We start from the raw sequence: 19,502 nt of genomic DNA, 5'->3' as shown, positions 1-19,502 counted from the left end.
GTTAGCACTGGTGTCCGGAGGCGGTAACGACCAGTACGCCAACCTGCGGCAACACCGAATACTGCTGGTCATCGGGAAATAGCGGTGGCGATTCAGCCCCGACCGCCGACTCCTCGTCGTGGGCCGCTGCGGACGAATCCGGCGGCCTCACCCCGTCGTCCGGGATCGCCCTGTAATCTCCGGCACCGTCCGTGGGGACGTGTCGCGCACCGAAATCGGTTGCCCGGGTAAGTTCGCACAGCATGAAACGACGTGCACTTCGTCGTGCCCTGACCAGTTATGCACTGTTGCTCCCGAGCCTGGTGGGAGTCGGCTGTTTTCTGCTGCTGCCGATAGCGATGGTGGCCTGGCTGAGCATGTACAGCTGGAATCTGCTGGGGCCCATGCATTTCGTGGGTCTGCGGAACTGGAGCTCGGTGCTGACGGACCCGGTGTTCGGGCACGCGCTGCTGGTGACGCTGCTGCTGGCGGTGATCGTGGTCCCGGCCCAGACGGTGCTCGGTTTCGCGGTCGCCGCGCCGCTGGCCCGGCGCCGCGGCGGGACGACGCTGCGGGTGATCTACGCGCTGCCGTGGATGTGCGCGCCGGTCGCGGTGGGTGTGGTGTGGCAGTGGCTGTTCGCGCCAACCGGCGGCGCGATCAACGCCGTGCTCGGGCACCGCACCGAGTGGCTCGCCGATCCGATGCTTGCGCTGCCTTCCGTTGCGGTGGTGAGTATCTGGTCGAACTTCGGGTATGTCGCGCTTTTCTTCGTCGCCGGTCTGCGGGCGATTCCGCAGGAGATCCTGGACGCAGGTGCGCTCGACGGGGCGAGCGGGTGGCGGCGCACGCGCTGGCTGCTGCTGCCGATGCTGCGCCCCACCATGTTCTTCGTGCTCGCCACCGGGATCATCACCGCGTTCCAGACCTTCGACACGGTGTACGCCCTGACCAGGGGCGGGCCCGGCAATCGCACGGATGTCGTTGCGATGCGGATCTTTTCCGAGGCGTTCGTCGCGGCCAGGCCCGGCCGCGCGGCGGCGATGGCGATGGTGATGTTCGCCGTGATGTTCGTGATAACGCTCGTGCAGCACCGCTACTTCCGGAACCGGACGGCCTATGAGTACTGATATCGCATACCGCGGCACCGCGGCGGATTTCGTACGGAGACCGCGACATGCCACCGCCCTGCTGCGCGGGGGCATCGTCTATCTGTTGCTCGTCTCAGGGGCGCTGCTGACCGTGGCACCGCTGGTGCTCAGCGCCCTGACCTCGCTCAAGAAACCCGAACAGTTCGCGAGCGGATCGCCACTAGCGCTGCCGAATCCGGTGACGGGCCAGAACTTCAACACCGTGCTGCACCAGGGCCTGGGCCGGGCGGTGCTGGTGACTGCGCTGATGACGGCGTTCATTACTGGCGGCCAGTTGATCACCTCCATCCTCGCCGCCTATGCGTTCGCCCGCACCGAATTCCCCGGCCGCGACGTGCTGTTCTGGATCTACCTGGGGACCATGATGGTGCCCTCGATGGTCACGCTGATACCGCTGTATCTGATGTTCGCGAAGCTGCGGTGGCTGAATACCTTCTGGGCGTTGATACTCCCGTTCGTGTTCGCCTCTCCGTACGCGATCTTCCTTCTGCGCCAGTACTTCCGGTCGATACCAAGCGAATTGCTCGGGGCGGCACGACTGGACGGCGCGAATACACTCGACATCCTGGTCCACGTGGTGGTGCCGATGAGTCGACCGATCCTGGCCACCCTGACGCTGATCACAGTCGTCACCCAGTGGAGCAACTTCATGTGGCCGCTGGTGGCCAGCAGCGGCCGGACCTGGCAGGTGTTGACCGTGTCGACCGCGACGCTACAGACCGAATATAACGCGCAGTGGACCTTGGTGATGGCCGCGACAACCTTGGCGATCGTGCCTCTGGTGCTGCTGTTCATCGTGTTCCAGCGTCAGGTGTTGCGGTCGATCACCTGGACCGGTCTCAAATGAGGCCCGCATCACGGCGTTTCACCGCCCCGAATACTTCCACCTCGGTGCTGCTGGCCATCGTGCTCAGCGTCGTGTTGCTGATCGCGGCGGCGCTGTGGCTCGGCCGCACCGGCGACGAATCGGGTCGCACCGTGCTGCATATGCGTATCTGGGACCGGGGTTTCGTCCCGGCCTATCGGGCCTCGCTCGATGCGTTCGAGCGGGCGAACCCCGATCTCGAGGTGCGGATCACGGTGGTGCCGTGGGCCTCCTACCAGCAGAAACTGCGGCTCGACGTGGCCAGCGGCATCGCGGACGACGTATTCTGGGCAAACCTGTATGAGGACTACGCCGATACGGGCCGGCTACTGGACATCGGCCGGCTCCTTGGACCCGACGCCGCGCGAGCCTGGGATCCCTCGGCGGTGTCGCAGTACACACGCCATGGGCATTTGTGGGCGGTACCGCAATTCGTCGACGGCGGTACGGCCGTGTACTACAACCGGGATCTACTCTCCGCCGCGCACGTCGATCCGGCCGAGCTGTCCACGGCGCGGTGGGGACCAGGCGCGGATACCTTCGAACCGCTGCTGCGCCGGCTCGCCGCGGTCTCGCCGTGGGCATTCAACGCCGGCAACGATTTCCAATCGATCGAGTTGCCCTTCCTCGGATCGGCCGGCGGGCGGCTACAGGGTCCGGACGAACGGTTCGTCTTCGACAGCTCGCAGGGCGCCGAGGCGTTCGGCTATCTCGTGCGCCTGATCACGGACCGGCTTGCTCCGTCGGCGGCAGATACCAACGGCAACACCGACTTCGCCCGAAACGCTTTCCTACAGGGGAAGCTGGCGCTGTTTCAGTCGGGCACCTTCAACCTCGCCACGATCGCGCAGCAGGCGAAGTTCCGGTGGGGCGTGGCGATGATCCCGCAGGGCCCGGCGGGGCGGGTCAGCACCGACAACGCGATCGGTGTGGCTGCCAGCGCGGCCACCCGGCAGCCGGACGCGGTGCGCCGACTACTGGCCTGGCTCGGCAGCGCCGTGGGCAACCGCTACCTCGCGCGGGACGGCGCGAGCATTCCGGCTGTCGTTACCGACCAGCAGGAATACCGGGACTTCTGGTCCCACAGGGGAATCGACGTCGCCGCGTTCTTCGATGTGCTGCGCGGACCCCGCATCGCCAGCGGCGGCGGGTCCGGATTCCCCGCGGCCCTCGACGCCATCAATCCCATACTGTCCGAGATGTACCTGGGTCGTACTCCGGTTCTCGCGGCCCTGTCCGGAGCGGTTGCCGCGGGTAACGCTGCCATGAGCACCCAGTAATGTCCGGACGTAGCCAGTGACCGCTGAAGTTATTACGGCACAGAATGATTCGGATGCACATCCGCGGCAGGCGGCACCAGTCAGACGGACAAGGAGAGCGACGAGTTACTCGAGGCCATGGCTGATTTCTCGATCTCAAATCTCCGTTCACCCTGGGGCATTCGCGTGGCGCCGCGAATCCGGTGGCCGGGGCGGCCCGACACCTGGGCATGTCACCATCGGACATCAAGCATCTCTACCGTGCCGGCCTCGTGCACGGCCTCGGCAAAATGGGAGTGTCCAACCAGATCTGGGAGAAGAAGGGGCCGCTCACTACGGCTGAATGGGAACGGGTACGAATGTATCCGGATCTGACCGGCCGGATACTGAGCCGAGTTAACGGCTTGGAGTCGGTGGTGTCCGTCGCGACGAAGCACCGGGAACGGATCGACGGGTCCGGCTTTCCCCGGGGGATTGCCGGCGCGGAGTAGCGTGCATTCAACGGTACAAACCCTCGAGCACAGGATGCCGGTCTCTGGTGCGGGCAGACGCGCCTCAGGGGTGCGGCGGCCGATGGTGAAGGTCGGCTCATGGCTGAGCAGCCACAGCGTGTCGGGTCGCCGGTCCTCGCACGTTCCTGCTTCCTGGGGGTGCGATTTGAGGCAAACGCCTCATGCGACCACGGAGGCGGCGGAGCGATGATCAGGGCATGACAAAGCGAGTTCAGGAATTACGAAGATCATCGGTCATGACCGATTTGACATTCGCCCTACCGACCGTCGAGCGGTTCGGTACGCGCACTTCGGATCACGCACATGGAGTGCCAGGCTGCGGACGGGTCGATGCAGTCAACGTGGGCCGCCACGTCGAGGCGCGGCAGATTCTCCAGTAGCTGTCGCTGTCGGTCGAACCAGCGGCGCGCGCCTCCTCTCGCAACCGATCGGCAGCGCCGCGAGGATCGAGCGCCGGCCGGTGTGGACGCGGCTCGAGCAGTCGCTGATAAGCCTCCGCCGTGGCAAGCAGCCGGGCCTGCGTGGTCAGGCGTTCCCCCACAGAACCTGGTCCGGCGCCCGTCGGCCTTCTTGCGCGGTATGACTTCCCTGCCAGTCGTTTTCACACCTGTTCGAGCTTTGGACGGTACTGCGTGAGCCGACCGACGGCTTCGGCGGGCACCTCCGACAGCGAGTGATCGTGAGCGATCTTGTCGCGCCGAACCGAGCCGGTCCCCGCACACCGCCGCGACTGGGTTTGGTCACCGAACGTCGGGTTGTTGGCCTCGGTGCTCGGTTCGGCGTGATCCTATAACCGCACGCAGCCGCGTCCAGGCCAAAAGTGCCTAACGGTCCGAAATGGCTTCCGGTGTATGCGGGCTGGCGAATTGGCGTCGACCAACCCGACCCTGGCGCCAGCCCGGATGCACTAGGGCACCAGCAGATACCACTCCGCGAACGGGCCCTGGATCGGCCAAGTGTCGGCCATGATCTTGGCCGGACCCATCCCCACCCACAGGTCCACGGTCACGGTGTCGCCCGGCGCCGCATCGGTGTGCACATACACATCTTGCGCCCGCGCACCCGCTGAGCCCACCCACCCCATCATCACGTGATTGCCACACGGCCCGCGCTGATAACCCAGTGGTGTCACATACGCCAGCACGTGGCCGGGCAGATGCGGCGCCGCCTCCACCGCCACACCGATCGTCCCAGCACAGAAATTCGCGTCCCCGAAGGTGTAGAGCGTGGTGCCGAACGGCGCCCATTGCGGTAGCGGATCAGCCTGCGCCGGCGTCGCCTGTATTCCACACATCAACGCACCGATCCCTGCCGACACCACGACCCCTGCCGCTGCTCGCCGCACTGTCATCAGTCGATGTCCTTCCGGCGTAACAACGGTCTACACAAGCCACCGGTTGCATCGTAAAGGAAGGGCCCCGACGATACCAACAGAGCAGGAAAGACATTCGTGATATGACCGTCGACGATCCGCCTGGCCGAAATGCTGGTTTCTCAGGTTTTTCTCATCTGAACCCGTACCCGACGCAACGCGCCCCAGATCGGAAACCTGCTCTGGAGGCAACGCGTGACGGCTGCTTTCCAGCTTCCGTGACATCGCTCTCTATTGGCTTGCCTCCCACCGGGTTGTGACGGACTGGCTCGGCAAGCAGGAGGCTGCGACCAGCACACTGTTGGGGTGTGGTTCACCCAGCTGTGCAACCGCCTGCGGGCACACTTGTATGCACCGAATCAGCGCAAAGACGGCCGATTTCGCGAGATGCGGTGGGACCTGCCAACCGTCGTGGTTATCCGCGGGCGGCTCAGCGCGTGCTTGCTATGTGCGGTTGACCAGCCCGTCATATCAGGCGAAGCAGGACTACATCAACGAATACATCATCGCGCAGCGCGACCACGACCCTGATACTCCGCGACGTCGTAGCCCGGCCCGGCGCTCTTGCAAGAATGCCGAGTGTCGACCGTCAGGTCCGTGACGGAAATACCCTCACCTGGGGGGAATTACTTGACGACTGACACGAGTCGCGGACGTTCCGCCGGCCTCGGATCGGCACGGCCAGTTGATCATCCGTCACGCCGCGCTGGCCGGTTCCGTCAGCGCGGCCAGCGGCACAGATAGATGTCAGTGCGTTGGAGATGGGGTCGATCAGGTGCCGCACTGTGCTGGTTCTCGGGCGAATCACCCAGCGTCATCGGCTGGTCTGAGTGTTCAACGCGTGTTGGGAAGGGGCGGGCTATGCGGATATTGACAGCTCTATGAAAGACGTTCGGAGACCAGCGATTCAGCGATCTCTGATCTACTCGGTGGCCGATCCCGAGCTGCTGGCGCAGGAGCGCGCGGTGATCGTCGTTCACCGCGCTCCCGGTGGATTCCATAACCGACTCCGTGCCAACATTCTGAAGGTGGACGGGCATGAGGTCGCGAATCTGCGCAATGGCAGGACAGTCGAAGTAGCGGTTCTTTCCGGCCGGCACCGCGTTGAGCTGATGGTCGACTGGTGCGCGAGCAGCCCTGCCAGAGAAGTCACTCTTCCGCAGGGACAACGGTGCTATCTGGTGAACAGGGCGAGGCCGTACTTCGATGATGTGTATGCCTTGAAGATCAACCCGAACGAGTACCCCGGCCTTGAACTGTCGGCAGCACCTGACTGCCCGTCGTCGTATGCCTGACGAGGTTCAGTCAGCATGAACGGTGACACGTCAGCATAATCCGATAGGTTCGCGTCGTGATTTTTCAGAGGAAGCGGCGCACAGCCTTACGCGGCATCGTCGGCCTTCTCGCCCCCGACATCGATGAAGCCCGCGAGCGGTTGAATGAAGTGCTCGAGGACCTCGACTGGGATGACTATTCCGCAGAGGAGGTACTCATCGACGCACTCTATGACGCCGAAGCCTTCGATGAACCCGGTAGTGGCCTGGTCTACTTCGATTGGAAGGCCGAACCACAAGAGTTGCGTGATGGCCTGCAGCTGCTGCCGCGGTGTCCGCGCGAGCTGGCATGGGATTGGTACGAGCACGACCCGACTGCGGCATCGGATCCCGACGGCCGCGACGAATTCCTGTGGCAGCTAGCCGACCGCTGTCAACAATTTGGGGTCGCGATCATCAGCGTCTACGTCGACGGAGACGGGTTTACCCTCGGCTTCCTTCCCGCTAGCCAGCTCAGCGAGCTCATGAAGCTGGCTTCGTCAGCCAAAGCGAGAATCGATGTCATCAGGTCAGGCGAACCCACGCCCTGACCTCACGCTCATCGGCTACCAGAAGTGGATGTCCTCGGACGGCAGCCGATCTCGCCACCAGCCACCACGCGCTGACCGGTTCGGTCAGCGCGTGGTGGCAAGGGAGTGCAGAACCCCGAGCAGGACTCCAGGCGGCTGCCCCAGAACGGGGGTGCGGTTCGTTCGGCCAGTGCGTATTGATCACCCAGCGTGTCGATCTCGACCAACGCGGTGCCGACCGCGAGGCTTCGAGTACCGATGTATTCGAGTAGCTTCTCGACGTCCGTACCAGGCCCAGCAGTTGCTGGCAATGGCCGCCGAACACAACCCCGGCTTCGATACGGGCATGTTCGCCGAGCGCTCCACCAGGAGCCGCACCGCTCAGGGGTAACGGACCATGGGGAGGTCAGCGAGTCAATCAGAAGCGAAAGCGGCCCCCTCCGAGGCAAACCCGATCAGCTGCGGAACTCAAGGTCCCGTGGCGAACCGTTTGGCGTTCCCGCGTTTCGTCTGCGGCCCCACTTGGCTGCCCAGACTCGTGCAGCCCGGTGGCGCCACGAGGAATGCCCCGCCACCGTTCTGTCCTGGGAGATCTGAGCCCGCGAGTCGTCCGTGGCGCCGACTGAGAGTGAATTATGCCTATGGCTCTCTTGAGGGCAAAACCTGTTTGAATGTGGACATTTGGAAATCTTCATTCTAGTCTCACTGCATGTGAGCGTAGTCACAAACGTGCGGTGTGTCTCGACGGGCCACCGCACTCCGGAGGACTTCTCCGGGATCGAACCCATCAAGCGCCAGAGGAGTTTTCATGTCAGCAGCAGGACGTCTGCAGGGGAAAGTCGCATTCATCACCGGGGTGGCGCGTGGCCAGGGCCGCGCACACGCGGTGCGTCTGGCTGGTGAGGGTGCTGCGATCATCGGTCTCGACCTGGCCGGTCCGATCCCCAGCGTTCCCTACGACTCGCCTACCCCGGCCGACCTCAAGGAGACCGTGCGACTGGTCGAGGCGGCAGGTGGCCGGATCATCGCCGAGCGGGGCGACGTGCGCGACGCAGCCCGACTCAAAGAGGTCGTGGACGCCGGTGTCGCCGAGTTCGGCGGGCTTGACATCGTCGTCGCCAACGCCGGTGTCTGCATCCCCTCCACCTGGGACGAGACCCCGCCGGAAATCTTCGCCGCACATATGGACACCAACGTCACCGGAGTCTGGAACACGGTCATCGCCGGCGCCCCGCACCTGGTCACCCGCGGCGGCGGGTCCGTGATCCTGATCAGCTCCTATGCCGGCAAGAAGGTCCAGCCGTTCATGGTCGGCTACACCGCCAGCAAGCACGCCGTCACCGGCATGACCCGGGCCTTCGCCGCCGAGCTCGGCAAGCACAACATCCGGGTGAACAGCGTGCACCCGGGCAACGTCAACACTCCGATGGGTTCCGGCGACATGATCGGCGCCCTGGAGCGAGCGGCCGGCACCAACCCGACTCTTATGAACATGGGCACCCCGTTCCTGCCCCGCTTCTCCGCGGAGGCCGACGAAATCTCCAGCACCGTGCTCTTCCTCGCCTCCGACGACGCCAGCTTCATCACCGCCGAGCACATCAGCGTCGACGGTGGCGCCCAGTACTTCTGACCCCTCCACCTTCCTGACCACCGGGGTCCGGCCCAAAGGTCGACACCCTGAGCAGAGAGAAGCAGAGATGACCCCAACACCGACCCAGAGCACCGCCGAGTCGCACGTGGACGCCCCCTCGTTCCCCTTCGTCCGTCGCTGCCCGTTCTCCGTCGCCGAGGACTACCAGAACGTCCCGAACGACGGGGCCCCCATCCCGGTCACTTTCAAGGGCGCCCCGGCCTGGTTGGTCACCGGTTTCGACGATGTGCGCAAGGTGCTCGCCGACTCGCGGTGCAGCGTTCGGAACGTGCCCGACCTGTCCCGCGGCGACTCCGGTGCGGAGGGCGGCGAGGGTAGCCTGCCGGGCTTCTTCCTGGCCATGGACCCGCCTGAACACACCGTGCTCCGCAAGACCCTGGCCAAGGAGTTCACCCCGCGGCGGATGGAGGCCATACGGCCCACCGTGCAGCGGATCACCGACCAGCTGGTCAACGAGATCCTGGCCAGCGAGAAGCCGGCCGACCTGGTCGATCAGCTGGCCCTCCCGCTGCCGTCGCTGGTGATCTGCGAGCTTCTGGGCGTGCCCTACGACAAGCACGACTGGTTCCAAGAGGAGACCCGCAAGGTCCTCGACACCACCCGGACGCCGGAGGAGATCGGTCAGGCGATCGGGGCGGTGATGACCTACCTCGCCGAGCTTGCTTCAGAGAAGATGGAGGACCCGGGCGACGACTTGATCAGTCTGCTGGTACATCATGCCCGGGTCGGCACGATCACCGTGCCCGAGGTAGCCGGCATGGCCACGCTGCTGCTGATGGCGGGCCACGAGACGACCGGCAATATGATCTCGCTCAGCGTCTACACACTGCTCAGCCACCCGGAGCAGTTGGAGGAACTCCGTCGCGACCGCGATCTGATCCCGCAGGCTGTCGAGGAGCTGCTGCGTTACCTCGACATCATCGGCAATCTGCCCCGCACCACGCTCGAGCCGTTGGACCTCAACGGCCAGCCGTTGGACAAGGGCGCCCTGCTGATGGTGGCGATGGACGCCGCCAACCGGGACCAACGGGTCTTCTCGGACCCCGACAACTTCAACATCCACAACGACTCGCGCGGTCACCTGGCCTTCGGGCACGGCATCCATTCGTGCCTGGGCGCACCGCTAGCCCGGATCGAGCTGCAGGTCGTGATCGAGACCCTGCTCAGGCGAATCCCGACGTTGGCCCTCGTGGAGAAGGACGCCTCGGTCAAACCCGAGTCCAAGATCTTCGGGCTCTCCGAACTGCAACTCACCTGGTGACCCGGGTCCCGGGTCGACCGCCCGGGACCACACTCCTCCGGGGTGCGCCCTCGTTGGGCGCACCCCGGCACTTCCTCTTCCCATCACCTCGGAGAACAAGAACCATGAACGCCGTCAGAACTGTCACGTCGCCCACCACCGTGCGTCGGGTGATGCGCGAGTACGAGGCCGAGGTCGTCGTGCGGCGTCGGGTGCGTGTGGCTGACCGTATCGTGGCCTTTGAACTGGCCGAGGCAGGCGGCAACATGCTGCCCGAATGGCAGCCCGGTGCGCACATCGACGTACTGATGGGCGAGAGACTCGCCCGGCAGTACTCCCTGTGCGGGGACCCTGCGGACAGGTTCCTGTGGCGTATCGCGGTGCTTCGCGAGGAGGAACCGCGCACCCCCAGCGGGTCGCACCACATGCACGACCTAGTCGCCGAGGGGGACCGGCTGCGGATCCGTGGACCGCGCAACCAGTTCCCACTCGAGCCCGCTGCCGAGCACCTGTTCGTGGCCGGCGGGGTGGGGATCACCCCGATCCTGCCGATGGTGGCCGAGGCACAGGCCGCCGGCCGTCCCTGGCGTCTGGTCTACGGGGCCCGGAGCACCACCGAGATGGCCTTCACAGACGAGCTCGCCGGGCACGGCGACCGAGTCACCTTGGTGCCGCAGGACACCGACGGGCTGATCGACGTCGCCGGACTCGTCGCCGGAGCGGCACCCGGTACCGCGGTGCACTGCTGCGGTCCTGCACCGCTGCTCCGAGCGATCCGGGAGGCGGCGTTGGGCCGTCCCATGATCACACTGCGCACCGAGCGATTCGGCGCCGACGTCGCCGACCCTGCGGCCGACCGCGCGTTCGACGTGGTGCTGGTCCGCTCCGGCGAGACCGTGCGGGTGCAGGCCGACCAGAGCATCCTGCGCGCCGTCGAGGCCACCGGTCGTCGGCTGCTCTCGTCGTGCCAAGCCGGCATGTGCGGCACCTGCGAGACGACGGTAGTGGAGGGTGTGCCCGACCACCGCGACTCGGTGCTTACCGTTGAGGAGCAGAACTCGGGCGAGACGATGATGATCTGCGTCTCGCGCTGCGCCGCCGACCGGCTCGTCCTCGACATCTGACTGATCAAGTGCCACCCGAACCAGCCCGGAGCGCTAGCGCCATGCCCCCTGTGATCCTCCAGCACTGCGTGTCACTTCGGTGCCGGGCTCGAGCGGATCGGTCGCGGAGCAGTAGCGTACCTCAATCGCTGGCCCACTTTTCCGGAGACACCACTGGCCCGACCGATCGTGTCGGTCGGGCCAGTGGCCGGGCTGCGGCACACGGTGGAGGACGGTGCGCCGCAGCGGGTCAGGAGGCGGAGGATCGCTCCGCAGCGCGAACCCCCTGGAGGCGGGAGATGTAGTCGTGCCACTGCACCTCGCCGTAGCCGCTGCGGCCCTCCCACTCGCAGTCGAACAGGCCCATCACCAGGAAGATGTTCTGTCCGCCGTCGATCTCTGCGGAGGCCCGGGCGGTGCCGGTGATCGCGTAAGAGGTGCCCTCCTCGTCGACCACGTCGTAGCGCAGACCGGTGATCCGCAGCCCGTCGCGGACGTAGCTGACCCCGGCCTTGGTGAGCCGCAGTGGTCGACCCGCACGCAGCACGTAGCCGTGGGACACATCCGGGGTACCGTCCAGTCGCTCACCGGTGTGGCTGAGCAGGGTCAGCTCCTCGCCGAAGTGGATCAGGTCGAAGGTGCCGATCGTGTGGCCGACTTCGGCCCGGGGACTCCACGAGTGATCGCGGTTGCTGATGCATTCCACTAGGTGTTCGGTGCCGTCGATGACCACGGTCCCGGTCACCCGCATGGTCTGGTCGATGTGCCCGTACGGTTCGGTCCCGGTGCGGTTGGCCGGGGCGTCCTGGCCCGGGGTTCGGTGGAATGCGACGAACCCCTCAGGGCCGTCGGCCACCTTGGTGAACTCCAGGTCTACCGGCGGCATCAGCGCCTCGAAGTGCAGGTCTGCCTGCATGCGTCGACAGTGTGAGCGGTACGTCAGATCATAGTTGTGCGGCGCACGTCCGGTGACCCTCACCCCGCTGTCCAAAGTGAAGTCGGCCAGCCGGGCGTTGCCGATCGGGCTGTTGTACTGCATGTCGCACATCTCCATGTCCAACACGGAGTCGCACATCCGGGAGAACGCGTAGACCTTGGTGGTCGCGACACCGGTATTCAACCGGAACCCGGTCCAGAAATGCAGTCGGATGTTGCTCTCGGTCGTTGCGGAGAACCAGTGGGTCTCCATCCACCGCGGATCACGGTAGGCCGGGCGGGAGAAATCACCGTAGCTACGGGACATCTGCGTTTTCCTCCGGGGTCAGGAACGGGCGGCATTCAGGCACATGTCACGGATCTCCCGCTTCATGAGCTTGCCGTTGGTGTTGCGCGGCAGTGAGGAGGCCACCTCGATCGAACGAGGCCACTTGTACTTGGCCAGCCGCGGCTTGCAGAACTCCAGAATGTCGGCCTCGATACCCTCGGCGTCGTGGCCGGGAAGCAGCTCGACCACCGCCTTGACCACCTCAGCGAGGTCGTCGTCGGGAACCCCGACCACGGCGGCATCGGCCACCGCAGGGTGCTCCATCACCACGTCCTCGATTTCGCGAGGGTAGATGTTCACTCCGCCGGAGATCACTGTGAAGCCAACCCGGTCGGTCAGGAACAGGTAGCCGTCTGCGTCCACATAGCCGATGTCTCCGGTGGTGCTCATCGATCCGTCGGCGCTTTGCGCCTCGGCGGTCTTCTCCGGGTCATTGAGATAGACGAAGTTTGTGACCCCCTTGATCCAGACCTGCCCGGTCTCGCCGGCAGGTACGTCCTCGCCGAACGGGTCCAGAATCAGCAGCTCTCCGGCTAGGGGCTTACCGACGGTTCCGGGGTGCGCCAGCCACTCCTCGGAGTCGCAGATGACGCTGCCGTTGGCCTCGGTCGAGCCGTAGTACTCGTAGATGATCGGGCCCAGCCAGTCGATCATGCCGCGCTTGACCGAGGGTGGGCACGGGGCAGCCCCGTGGGTGATTGCCTCGATTGACGAGACGTCGTAGTTCAGGCGCACCTCGTCGGGCAATTGCAGGATCCGCGACATCATGGTCGGTACCACCAGCGAGTGGGTCACCTTGTACTTGTCCACCAGGCGCAGGAAGTTCTCCGCGTCGAAGCGGGACATGATGACGCAGGTGCCGCCGCAGCGCAGCGACTCGGCAGTGGAGGACTGCGGGCCGGAGTGGTACAGCGGCGCCGGTTGCAGGAAGACCATGTCCGGGCGGGTGCGGTACACCTTCGGTACCAGCTGGAAGATCGGCAAGGGGTCGCTCGGGTCGATGTCCACCTGCGGTCGCAGCACGCCCTTCGGTCGACCGGTGGTACCCGACGAGTACAGCAGGGCCATTCCCAGCTTCTCGTTCTCTACCGGTGTTGTCGGGTATGCACCGACCACTGCCTCGTAGTCTTCGAACTCCATGACGTCGTCGGGCTTGTCCCACATCAGCCACCGCTCCACGTTCGGGCACATCGCGGGCAGTTGCCGGGCCACGTCGGCGACGTGAGCGGACACCACCACGACCTTCGAGTCGGAGTCGGCGATGATGTACGCCGCCTCGTCAGCGGTCGAGTGGTAGTTGATCAGGGTGTAGTACACGCCGGTGCGCTCGCCGGCGCCCTGCACCACCACGGAACCCAGCGAGTTCTCGAACATCACCGCGATCCGCTCACCCTGCCCGACGCCGACGTCGCGGATGAAGTGGGCCATCTGGTTGGCATGCTCCTCGAACTGACGGAAAGTGAGGGACTCACCTGTGTCCGCCATGACCAGGGCGACACGGTCGGGATAGTCCTTCGCTCGGGGGCCGGGATACACGATGTCCTCCTGAAGACTACGGCGGGTGCCGGTGCGAGCAAGCAAAGCTGGCCTGGTACTGCGAGGCGCGGGCAGCGGTGTGCTGTCCATCACATCAACTCTCCGAGTATGTGAACTGTAATTTCGATGCACTCGTTCGTCAACATCCGAATCTGTGGACGTAAACCGCCATATACGTTATTCCGCATTCTGCTTTTAGTCTGTACTTCAGGGTTGTCTGGTGCTAGCCTCTCGTGGCATGCCGCACACTGCACGACCCGCGAGCGTGACCGGGTCAGATCACGGGCAGAGCCCGTCCGGCGACCAGATCGCTCGTGCAAACGCACTCTACGAAGGGGTGTTCGGGGCCCAGCACGAACAGACGATCGAGGCCACCCGCGAGCGATTCGAGAGAATGCTGGCGCAGTTCCCGGTCGACCCTGCCGTGGTCGACGAGGTCGCCGTGGGGAAAGTTCCCTGCCTTCGAGTCACAGCCCCCGGGGCCTCGCCCACCAAGGTCTTGGTCTGGTTCCACAGTGGCGGCTACATCCTGGGTAGCGCCCGCGGCCATCGCAGCCTGGCTGTGTCCCTTTCCGCGGCGACGGGACGCACGGTGCTCCTTCCGGATTACCGCCGCGCACCCGAACACGCCTTCCCCGGCGCGGTCGACGATGCCGCAGCGGCCCTCGACGCGGTCCTGGACGGGCACTGCGGTCCGGTCGAGGACGTCGCGGTCGGTGGCGACTCTGCCGGCGGCGCCCTCACCCTGATCGCGCTGATGCGCCGCCGCGACGCGGGGGGCAGCCTGCCCACCCGGGCGGTCCTCGTGTCGCCGCTGCTCGACCTCGCCGGCAGCGGCGAAAGCATGGTGACCAACGCCGAGCGTGACCTCGCCGTCGACCGCCAAGGCCTGCGGACCATCGTGGCGATCTACCTGCGCGGCGTCGACCGGGCGCACCCGGAGGCCACCGTGCTGAACGCCGACCTGCGCGGGCTTCCTCCGCTGCTGGTCCAAGCCAGCAGCGCCGAGGTGCTGCTCGACGACTCGGTCCGGGTGGCCGACAGGCTCACCGAGGCCCGGGTGGCCGCTCGGCTGCATGTCTACGACGACGTGCCGCATGCCTGGCCGCTCTTCGAATCCTTCCTTCCGGCAGGGCGTGCTGCCATCGACGAGATTGCCGCATTCTTGGCTGAGGCGACGTTGTGATCACCCTGACAATGCTGCTGACCAAACGCGACGACCTTACCGACGAGGAGTTCCGGCGCTACTACGAGGAGCGGCACATCCCGCTGGTGGGACGATTGGTGAAGGCGCGTCCAGTTGGCTACGTGCGGCACCACCGACTGGACGAGACGCTGGCCCGTCGACTGGCCGAGGGGCGGGGCGATCGGGTCGAGGGGAGGGTCAGTGCTATCACCCACATCACGTTGGCAACGCGCGACGATGCCGAGCAACTGGTCGAGGCGATGCTAGAACCATCGGTCCGCGAGGCACTCGCTGCCGACGAACGCTACTTCATCGCCGAGGGGGGGATCCGTTGGCTGGTGACCGGCGATCCGGACGAGGATGGGGCGTCGTGAGCGGCTCTGCCGAGGTGCTGGTGGGGGAGGCTGACGGAGTACTCACGCTGCGGCTCGACCGACCGCGGCGCGGGAACGCGCTCACCCCGGAGGTGGTCGCTGAGCTCAACCACCGGGTGGACGCTGCGATGGGCGATCCCTCGGTGCGCGTAGTCGTGCTGACCGGTACCCCGGGCGTGTTCTGCACCGGCGCCGACCTGGGCAACCGGGAATGGCTGGACCGCGCCGGCTCCGAGGCGCTGCTGCATGACGTGAACGGCCTGGTGACGCGCCTGGTCGAGTTGCCTCGGCCGGTGGTCGCGGCCGTTGACGGCGCGGCGATTGGGGTCGGGGTGTCGCTTGCCCTGGCATGCGACCTATTGCTGGTATCGGCTCGAACCCGCTTTCGTCTGGGATTCTCGGGTGTCGGACTCATGCCGGACGGTGGAGCCGCTGCGCTCCTCGCCGCGAGTGTCGGCCGCGCCCGTGCGCAGCGGATGGTACTGCTCGACGAAGAACTCGATGCCCAGGCGTTGGTCGACTGCGGCCTGACCGATCGAGTTCGACCGGTACCCGACTTCGAGAAGGAAGTGGCCACTGTGGCCAGCCGATTGGCTCGAGGTCCGGCTGTTGCTCTCGCGCAAGCTCTTTCGGTGGTCAACGAGGTATCGCTGACCGCGCTTCCGGCGTCGTTCGAGAGGGAAGTCGGTGGGCAGCTGGACCTGATGGATCGCCCCGACTTCGATGAGGGGGTTCGCTCGTTCGTCGAGGGTCGCGTGCCTCAGTGGCGGGATGAGCCGCCGCTGCACTCGGTCCGATCCTGACCTCCGACGCAATCGACCGGTGGCGGGTTGCACATCTCGTCGCCCGGCCGGTGTTCCGCTCCACCGTCCGCTGGGGCAGAACGCACTCAGCCGAACAGTCCGAGACTGTCGTGATCGATCATCGCTGCAGCGTACCGCTCGGTCATCCCTCGCACTGCCGCCGCTGGCTGAATGGCGTGTTGCACTGTCGCCCAGCAGTTCAGGCAGACTGTCGGCCAAGCCGATGAAGATCACCTCGTCCTCAGCGGACACGAACGCGTTGCCGTGATGTGATGGTGCGAGTGCGCGAGTCAGCTGATGCGTCGCGCCAGGTCCTGCCAGTACGGTTCGCGTAGGTCACGTTTGAGGACCTTTCCGACCGTGCTCCGGGGGAGTTCGTCGGTGAACGTCACCGCAACAGGGCATTTGAATCGTGCAAGGTGGGCGCGGCAGTGATCGATGATCGATTTCTCGGTCGGTGACGCGCCGGGTGCGCGGACGACGATCGCAATCGGGCTCTCGCCCCACCGCTCGCTGGGCACCCCGATGACCGCGGCGTCGGCCACCTCGGGCATCTCGAACAGGACCTCCTCGATCTCGCGCGGGTAGATATTCTCACCGCCCGAGATGATCATGTCCTTCACCCGATCCGAGATGAACAGGTAGCCCTCGGCGTCGAGGTAGCCGGCATCGCCGGTGTGCAGCCAACCGTCGGCGAGGGTGTCGCGGGTGGCGTCGGGAAGTCCCCAGTAGCCCTCCATCAGTTGCGGACCCCGGACCAGGACCTCTCCCACGGAGCCGGCGGGAAGATCCTGCCCGTCTCGCCCCGCGATCTTGACGGAGGTGCCGAGAACGGGACGACCGGCCGAGGCCAGGATCTCCGGTCTGCCCGAGAGCGAGGTGCGGTGGTCTTCGGGTGAGAGAATGGTTGCCACCGCGCAGGTTTCGGTCATTCCGTACGCCTGTGCGAAGTCACAGCCGAAGACGTCTATCGCGCGCTTGACCAGCTCCGTCGCCATGGGTGCAGAGCCGTAGACCATTAGGTCCAACGACGAGAAGTCGAGCTCTGCGGCGAGCGGGGCGGAAATCATGCCCTGGATCATCGCCGGGGCAAGCGTGAGGAGCGCAATGCGGCGCTTCGACATCGTCTGAAGCACATCGGCCTGGTCGAAGTCGCGAACGACGTGGATCGAGCACCCGCCTGACGTGTACGCGAGGATCTGCAGGGCCGCACCGGCGTGGAACATGGGCATGACGCACAACGTCGCCTTGCGTACCGACCTCAGGGCCTGCTGGATCTGCAGGGCATTCATACAGGTCGCTCGGTGCGTCACCATCGCGCCCTTGGGCTTTCCGGTGGTACCGCTGGTGTACATCTGGTGGTACACGGCGTCCGTGGGGACGTCTCGATCGACCGCTTCGTCTGGGAAAGCACACACCGCTGGTTCGAATCCCAGGGCGGATGCGTAGCCGTGCTGCATGACCGACGTCGCGATGTCCGGCAGGACCGACGCCAGGGCTTCCGCGTAGTCGTCGTGCACCACCGCAAGTGCGCACCGCGCGTCCTCGACGATGTACTTCCACTCGCGTGGGGCCAGGCGGAAGTTGAGCGGCACGGGCACGACGCCGGCGCGCGACGCCCCGAAGTACACCGCGATCATCTCGAGTGAGTTCCGATCCAGCAGGCAGAACCGATCACCGGGCTGCAGGGTGTCAGCCAGCCAGTTGCCGATTCGGTGGGTCCATCGACGCATCTCGTCCCATGTGAGACTCCGCCGGTCGTCGCTGAGGTAGATCTCGTTCGGGCACCGATCGGCCCAGTGGTCCAACAGTTCGTGGACGCGCATTGCTATCTCCTCAGTCTTCTCAATCCGGTTCGCGGGTACCGGAACCGGGGCATTGCGCGCCGGTGGTCGCCTTGCGGTAGTGCAGCGAGCGCTGGGCGGCCACGTCGTTGCGGACCTTCTCGAGCAGAGTGGTGGAGCAAGTGGCGAGGTCAGCGGAGTCCGGGGCGTCGGTGTCGTGGGAGGTGTGTCCGCACGGCAGGAGAGCGGCACCGGATCCGGTTGCCTCAGCGGCCTCGGTCAGCTCGCGGGCGATGTTGGCCAGGATGCCGGTGGACGACCACAGCTGGCTGCGGGCGTAGGCGTCGTCGATTCGTCCGATCACGTCCTGCTCGATGGTGCGGACGATCGCCTCCAGGGCGTTGGCGTGGGTCAGGTAGTCCATCACAGGTGCTCCGATCCGATTCGGGTGCCCTCGTGGCGCTGGATCTTCTCCAGCAGGTTGATCGAGAGCCGACGGTTCAGGTAGGTGGAGAGCAGCGGGCGCAGGTCGAAGTAGTGACCTTCACCGATCAAGGCGATTGCCTTGGCTTCCATGCACAGCCGTGACCAGCCGGCTGCGACCTCCCACCACAGCAGCCGCTCATGGTCGATCTCGGTGCCGCTCAGTTTCTCGTAGAGCGCCAGGAAGTCGCGTCGGCTGAGCACGCCCATCATCGAGTCCCCGGGGGCGTCGGTGCCCATCAGTGTCCAGCCGAGGTCGAAATACGGGTCGCCCTCGCCGGCCTCCTCCCAGTCGAGGATGGCCGCCATATCGCTGGGCCGGTGCCACAACACGTTGCCGAGCCGGTAGTCGCCGTGGACGACGGTGACGCCATCGGCGGTCGGCATCCGGGCCACCAGCCAGTCGGTGAGGAACTGGTGGAAGTCCGGGAGCGTCAGCTCGGTCTCGGCGAGGCTTCGGGTCCACCGGTCGATCACGCCTTCGGGGTCCTTGCGTGGGGCCCAGCCGAGTACCTCGGCGGACCGCGGTGTCTCGGACAGGCCGTGGAAGCCGACCAGAGCAGTGGTGTAGGCCTGGGCCAGCGCCCGCTTGTCCTCGTCGGCGTAGCCGAGGGCTCCGTCTCGCACGACGTCGCCGCTCACCTCTTCGGAGATCAGGAACGCCCGTCCCAGCGGGCCGTCGGCCGGGCTGCTGTGCAGCACCGTGGGCACGGCCACGCCGTGGCCGCCGAGCCAGCGCATCAGGGCGGCCTCGCCCTCGGGGCTGTATGGTGCCAGCGGTCCGTGCACCGGCGGGATCCTCACGATCACCGAGGTGTGCGGGGCCGCCGGGGTGAATCGGTAGCGGATGGTGGTCTGGGAGAGCCCGCCGCCCAGCAGTTCGCGCCGTGCCAGTGCGGTCGCCGGCAGGTCGAAGGCGGCAAGGACTTGCTGGTCGAGCACCTGCAGGTCGATGCCGCCGTGCTCGTCTGTGGTCAGGTCGGCGTGGTGTGCCTGTTCGGTGGCCTTCGAGGAGACCGGGTCCGGATCCGCCGGGACGGCGGTTGGACCCGTTGTCGTGGATGTCATGGCAGCTCCTGCCGGGGTCGGGAGAAGGC

General features: G+C 65.8%; 17 protein-coding genes and 1 pseudogene. 12 read left to right on the top strand and 6 right to left on the bottom strand.

The genetic code is table 11. The features are described 5' to 3' along the window. Positions 1 to 242 precede the first annotated feature (242 nt). The 4 genes and pseudogenes from ACW2Q0_RS29450 to ACW2Q0_RS29435 all read left to right on the top strand — a co-directional run. Positions 243 to 1,109, top strand: coding sequence for a carbohydrate ABC transporter permease (locus ACW2Q0_RS29450; protein WP_457194188.1), 867 nt, complete (start codon positions 243 to 245; stop codon positions 1,107 to 1,109). Beyond that, entirely contained in the window at positions 1,099 to 1,977 is an 879-nt protein-coding gene (locus ACW2Q0_RS29445; protein WP_457194187.1) for a carbohydrate ABC transporter permease, read from the top strand. The genes ACW2Q0_RS29450 and ACW2Q0_RS29445 overlap by 11 nt, the downstream gene beginning before the upstream one ends. Then, positions 1,974 to 3,275: an ABC transporter substrate-binding protein gene (locus ACW2Q0_RS29440; RefSeq protein WP_457194186.1), complete on the top strand. Its 1,302-nt coding sequence runs from the start codon at positions 1,974 to 1,976 to the stop codon at positions 3,273 to 3,275. Before ACW2Q0_RS29445 ends, ACW2Q0_RS29440 begins: the two co-directional genes overlap by 4 nt. A gap of 93 nt (positions 3,276 to 3,368) precedes the next feature. Continuing rightward, positions 3,369 to 3,742, top strand: a pseudogene (locus ACW2Q0_RS29435) (HD-GYP domain-containing protein); the annotation flags it as partial. 931 nt (positions 3,743 to 4,673) lie between these two features. On the opposite strand, the gene ACW2Q0_RS29430 reads toward ACW2Q0_RS29435, so the two are convergent. Continuing rightward, positions 4,674 to 5,117, bottom strand: a complete 444-nt coding sequence (locus tag ACW2Q0_RS29430; protein WP_457194185.1) for a hypothetical protein — start codon at positions 5,115 to 5,117, stop codon at positions 4,674 to 4,676. A 950-nt stretch (positions 5,118 to 6,067) separates the two neighbouring features. Between ACW2Q0_RS29430 and ACW2Q0_RS29425 the strand changes: the two genes are divergently transcribed. The 5 genes from ACW2Q0_RS29425 (at position 6,068) to ACW2Q0_RS29405 (ending at position 10,996) form a co-directional block, all read left to right on the top strand. After that, complete coding sequence (locus tag ACW2Q0_RS29425) at positions 6,068 to 6,433, top strand: hypothetical protein (protein WP_457194184.1); 366 nt, start codon at positions 6,068 to 6,070, stop codon at positions 6,431 to 6,433. 56 nt (positions 6,434 to 6,489) lie between these two features. Beyond that, entirely contained in the window at positions 6,490 to 7,002 is a 513-nt protein-coding gene (locus ACW2Q0_RS29420; protein WP_457194183.1) for a DUF6630 family protein, read from the top strand. A 787-nt stretch (positions 7,003 to 7,789) separates the two neighbouring features. Next, positions 7,790 to 8,611 (top strand): mycofactocin-coupled SDR family oxidoreductase, encoded by an 822-nt coding sequence (locus tag ACW2Q0_RS29415; protein WP_457194182.1) that lies wholly within the window; start codon positions 7,790 to 7,792, stop codon positions 8,609 to 8,611. A gap of 67 nt (positions 8,612 to 8,678) precedes the next feature. Continuing rightward, positions 8,679 to 9,893 (top strand): cytochrome P450, encoded by a 1,215-nt coding sequence (locus ACW2Q0_RS29410; protein WP_457194181.1) that lies wholly within the window; start codon positions 8,679 to 8,681, stop codon positions 9,891 to 9,893. A 104-nt stretch (positions 9,894 to 9,997) separates the two neighbouring features. Continuing rightward, a complete protein-coding gene (locus ACW2Q0_RS29405; RefSeq protein WP_457194180.1) occupies positions 9,998 to 10,996 on the top strand; it encodes a PDR/VanB family oxidoreductase in 999 nt (332 codons plus the stop codon). A 229-nt stretch (positions 10,997 to 11,225) separates the two neighbouring features. Here the strand turns inward: ACW2Q0_RS29405 and ACW2Q0_RS29400 are convergent, their stop codons facing one another. Both ACW2Q0_RS29400 and ACW2Q0_RS29395 read right to left on the bottom strand, forming a co-directional pair. Further along, a complete protein-coding gene (locus ACW2Q0_RS29400; protein ID WP_457194179.1) occupies positions 11,226 to 12,218 on the bottom strand; it encodes a DUF7064 domain-containing protein in 993 nt (330 codons plus the stop codon). A gap of 18 nt (positions 12,219 to 12,236) precedes the next feature. Further along, positions 12,237 to 13,865, bottom strand: a complete 1,629-nt coding sequence (locus ACW2Q0_RS29395) for an AMP-binding protein (RefSeq protein WP_457194178.1) — start codon at positions 13,863 to 13,865, stop codon at positions 12,237 to 12,239. Between the two features lie 175 nt (positions 13,866 to 14,040). Between ACW2Q0_RS29395 and ACW2Q0_RS29390 the strand changes: the two genes are divergently transcribed. The 3 genes from ACW2Q0_RS29390 to ACW2Q0_RS29380 are packed head-to-tail and all read left to right on the top strand — an operon-like array spanning position 14,041 to position 16,138. After that, positions 14,041 to 14,961, top strand: a complete 921-nt coding sequence (locus ACW2Q0_RS29390; RefSeq protein WP_457194177.1) for an alpha/beta hydrolase fold domain-containing protein — start codon at positions 14,041 to 14,043, stop codon at positions 14,959 to 14,961. Then, on the top strand, positions 14,958 to 15,335 hold the full coding sequence (locus ACW2Q0_RS29385) for an EthD domain-containing protein (RefSeq protein ID WP_457194176.1): 378 nt from the start codon (positions 14,958 to 14,960) through the stop codon (positions 15,333 to 15,335). The genes ACW2Q0_RS29390 and ACW2Q0_RS29385 overlap by 4 nt, the downstream gene beginning before the upstream one ends. Continuing rightward, on the top strand, positions 15,332 to 16,138 hold the full coding sequence (locus ACW2Q0_RS29380; protein WP_457194175.1) for an enoyl-CoA hydratase-related protein: 807 nt from the start codon (positions 15,332 to 15,334) through the stop codon (positions 16,136 to 16,138). Before ACW2Q0_RS29385 ends, ACW2Q0_RS29380 begins: the two co-directional genes overlap by 4 nt. 290 nt (positions 16,139 to 16,428) lie before the next feature. Here ACW2Q0_RS29380 and ACW2Q0_RS29375 read toward each other — a convergent pair whose 3' ends face one another. The 3 genes from ACW2Q0_RS29375 to ACW2Q0_RS29365 are packed head-to-tail and all read right to left on the bottom strand — an operon-like array spanning position 16,429 to position 19,473. Continuing rightward, entirely contained in the window at positions 16,429 to 17,964 is a 1,536-nt protein-coding gene (locus ACW2Q0_RS29375) for a long-chain-fatty-acid--CoA ligase (protein ID WP_457194174.1), read from the bottom strand. 19 nt (positions 17,965 to 17,983) lie between these two features. After that, the gene (locus tag ACW2Q0_RS29370; protein WP_457194173.1) at positions 17,984 to 18,346 is read right to left on the bottom strand and encodes a hypothetical protein; all 363 of its coding nucleotides are present in this window, start codon (positions 18,344 to 18,346) and stop codon (positions 17,984 to 17,986) included. Then, complete coding sequence (locus tag ACW2Q0_RS29365; RefSeq protein WP_457194172.1) at positions 18,346 to 19,473, bottom strand: phosphotransferase family protein; 1,128 nt, start codon at positions 19,471 to 19,473, stop codon at positions 18,346 to 18,348. The genes ACW2Q0_RS29370 and ACW2Q0_RS29365 overlap by 1 nt, the downstream gene beginning before the upstream one ends. Between the last annotated feature and the right edge of the window lie 29 nt (positions 19,474 to 19,502).

It is taken from the genome of Nocardia citri (genome assembly GCF_054065835.1).
Note: the sequence above shows the minus strand (reverse complement) of the source record. Positions and strands in the feature narration are given on the sequence as shown.

What these genes read in the sequence shown, in the direction of transcription:
- ACW2Q0_RS29450 (WP_457194188.1), top strand. Translation starts at nt 243, where the DNA reads ATGAAACGACGTGCACTTCGTCGTGCCCTGACCAGTTATGCACTGTTG.
- ACW2Q0_RS29445 (WP_457194187.1), top strand. Translation starts at nt 1,099, where the DNA reads ATGAGTACTGATATCGCATACCGCGGCACCGCGGCGGATTTCGTACGG.
- ACW2Q0_RS29440 (WP_457194186.1), top strand. Translation starts at nt 1,974, where the DNA reads ATGAGGCCCGCATCACGGCGTTTCACCGCCCCGAATACTTCCACCTCG.
- ACW2Q0_RS29430 (WP_457194185.1), bottom strand. Translation starts at nt 5,117, where the DNA reads ATGACAGTGCGGCGAGCAGCGGCAGGGGTCGTGGTGTCGGCAGGGATC.
- ACW2Q0_RS29415 (WP_457194182.1), top strand. Translation starts at nt 7,790, where the DNA reads ATGTCAGCAGCAGGACGTCTGCAGGGGAAAGTCGCATTCATCACCGGG.
- ACW2Q0_RS29410 (WP_457194181.1), top strand. Translation starts at nt 8,679, where the DNA reads ATGACCCCAACACCGACCCAGAGCACCGCCGAGTCGCACGTGGACGCC.
- ACW2Q0_RS29405 (WP_457194180.1), top strand. Translation starts at nt 9,998, where the DNA reads ATGAACGCCGTCAGAACTGTCACGTCGCCCACCACCGTGCGTCGGGTG.
- ACW2Q0_RS29400 (WP_457194179.1), bottom strand. Translation starts at nt 12,218, where the DNA reads ATGTCCCGTAGCTACGGTGATTTCTCCCGCCCGGCCTACCGTGATCCG.
- ACW2Q0_RS29395 (WP_457194178.1), bottom strand. Translation starts at nt 13,865, where the DNA reads ATGGACAGCACACCGCTGCCCGCGCCTCGCAGTACCAGGCCAGCTTTG.
- ACW2Q0_RS29375 (WP_457194174.1), bottom strand. Translation starts at nt 17,964, where the DNA reads ATGCGCGTCCACGAACTGTTGGACCACTGGGCCGATCGGTGCCCGAAC.
- ACW2Q0_RS29370 (WP_457194173.1), bottom strand. Translation starts at nt 18,346, where the DNA reads ATGGACTACCTGACCCACGCCAACGCCCTGGAGGCGATCGTCCGCACC.
- ACW2Q0_RS29365 (WP_457194172.1), bottom strand. Translation starts at nt 19,473, where the DNA reads ATGACATCCACGACAACGGGTCCAACCGCCGTCCCGGCGGATCCGGAC.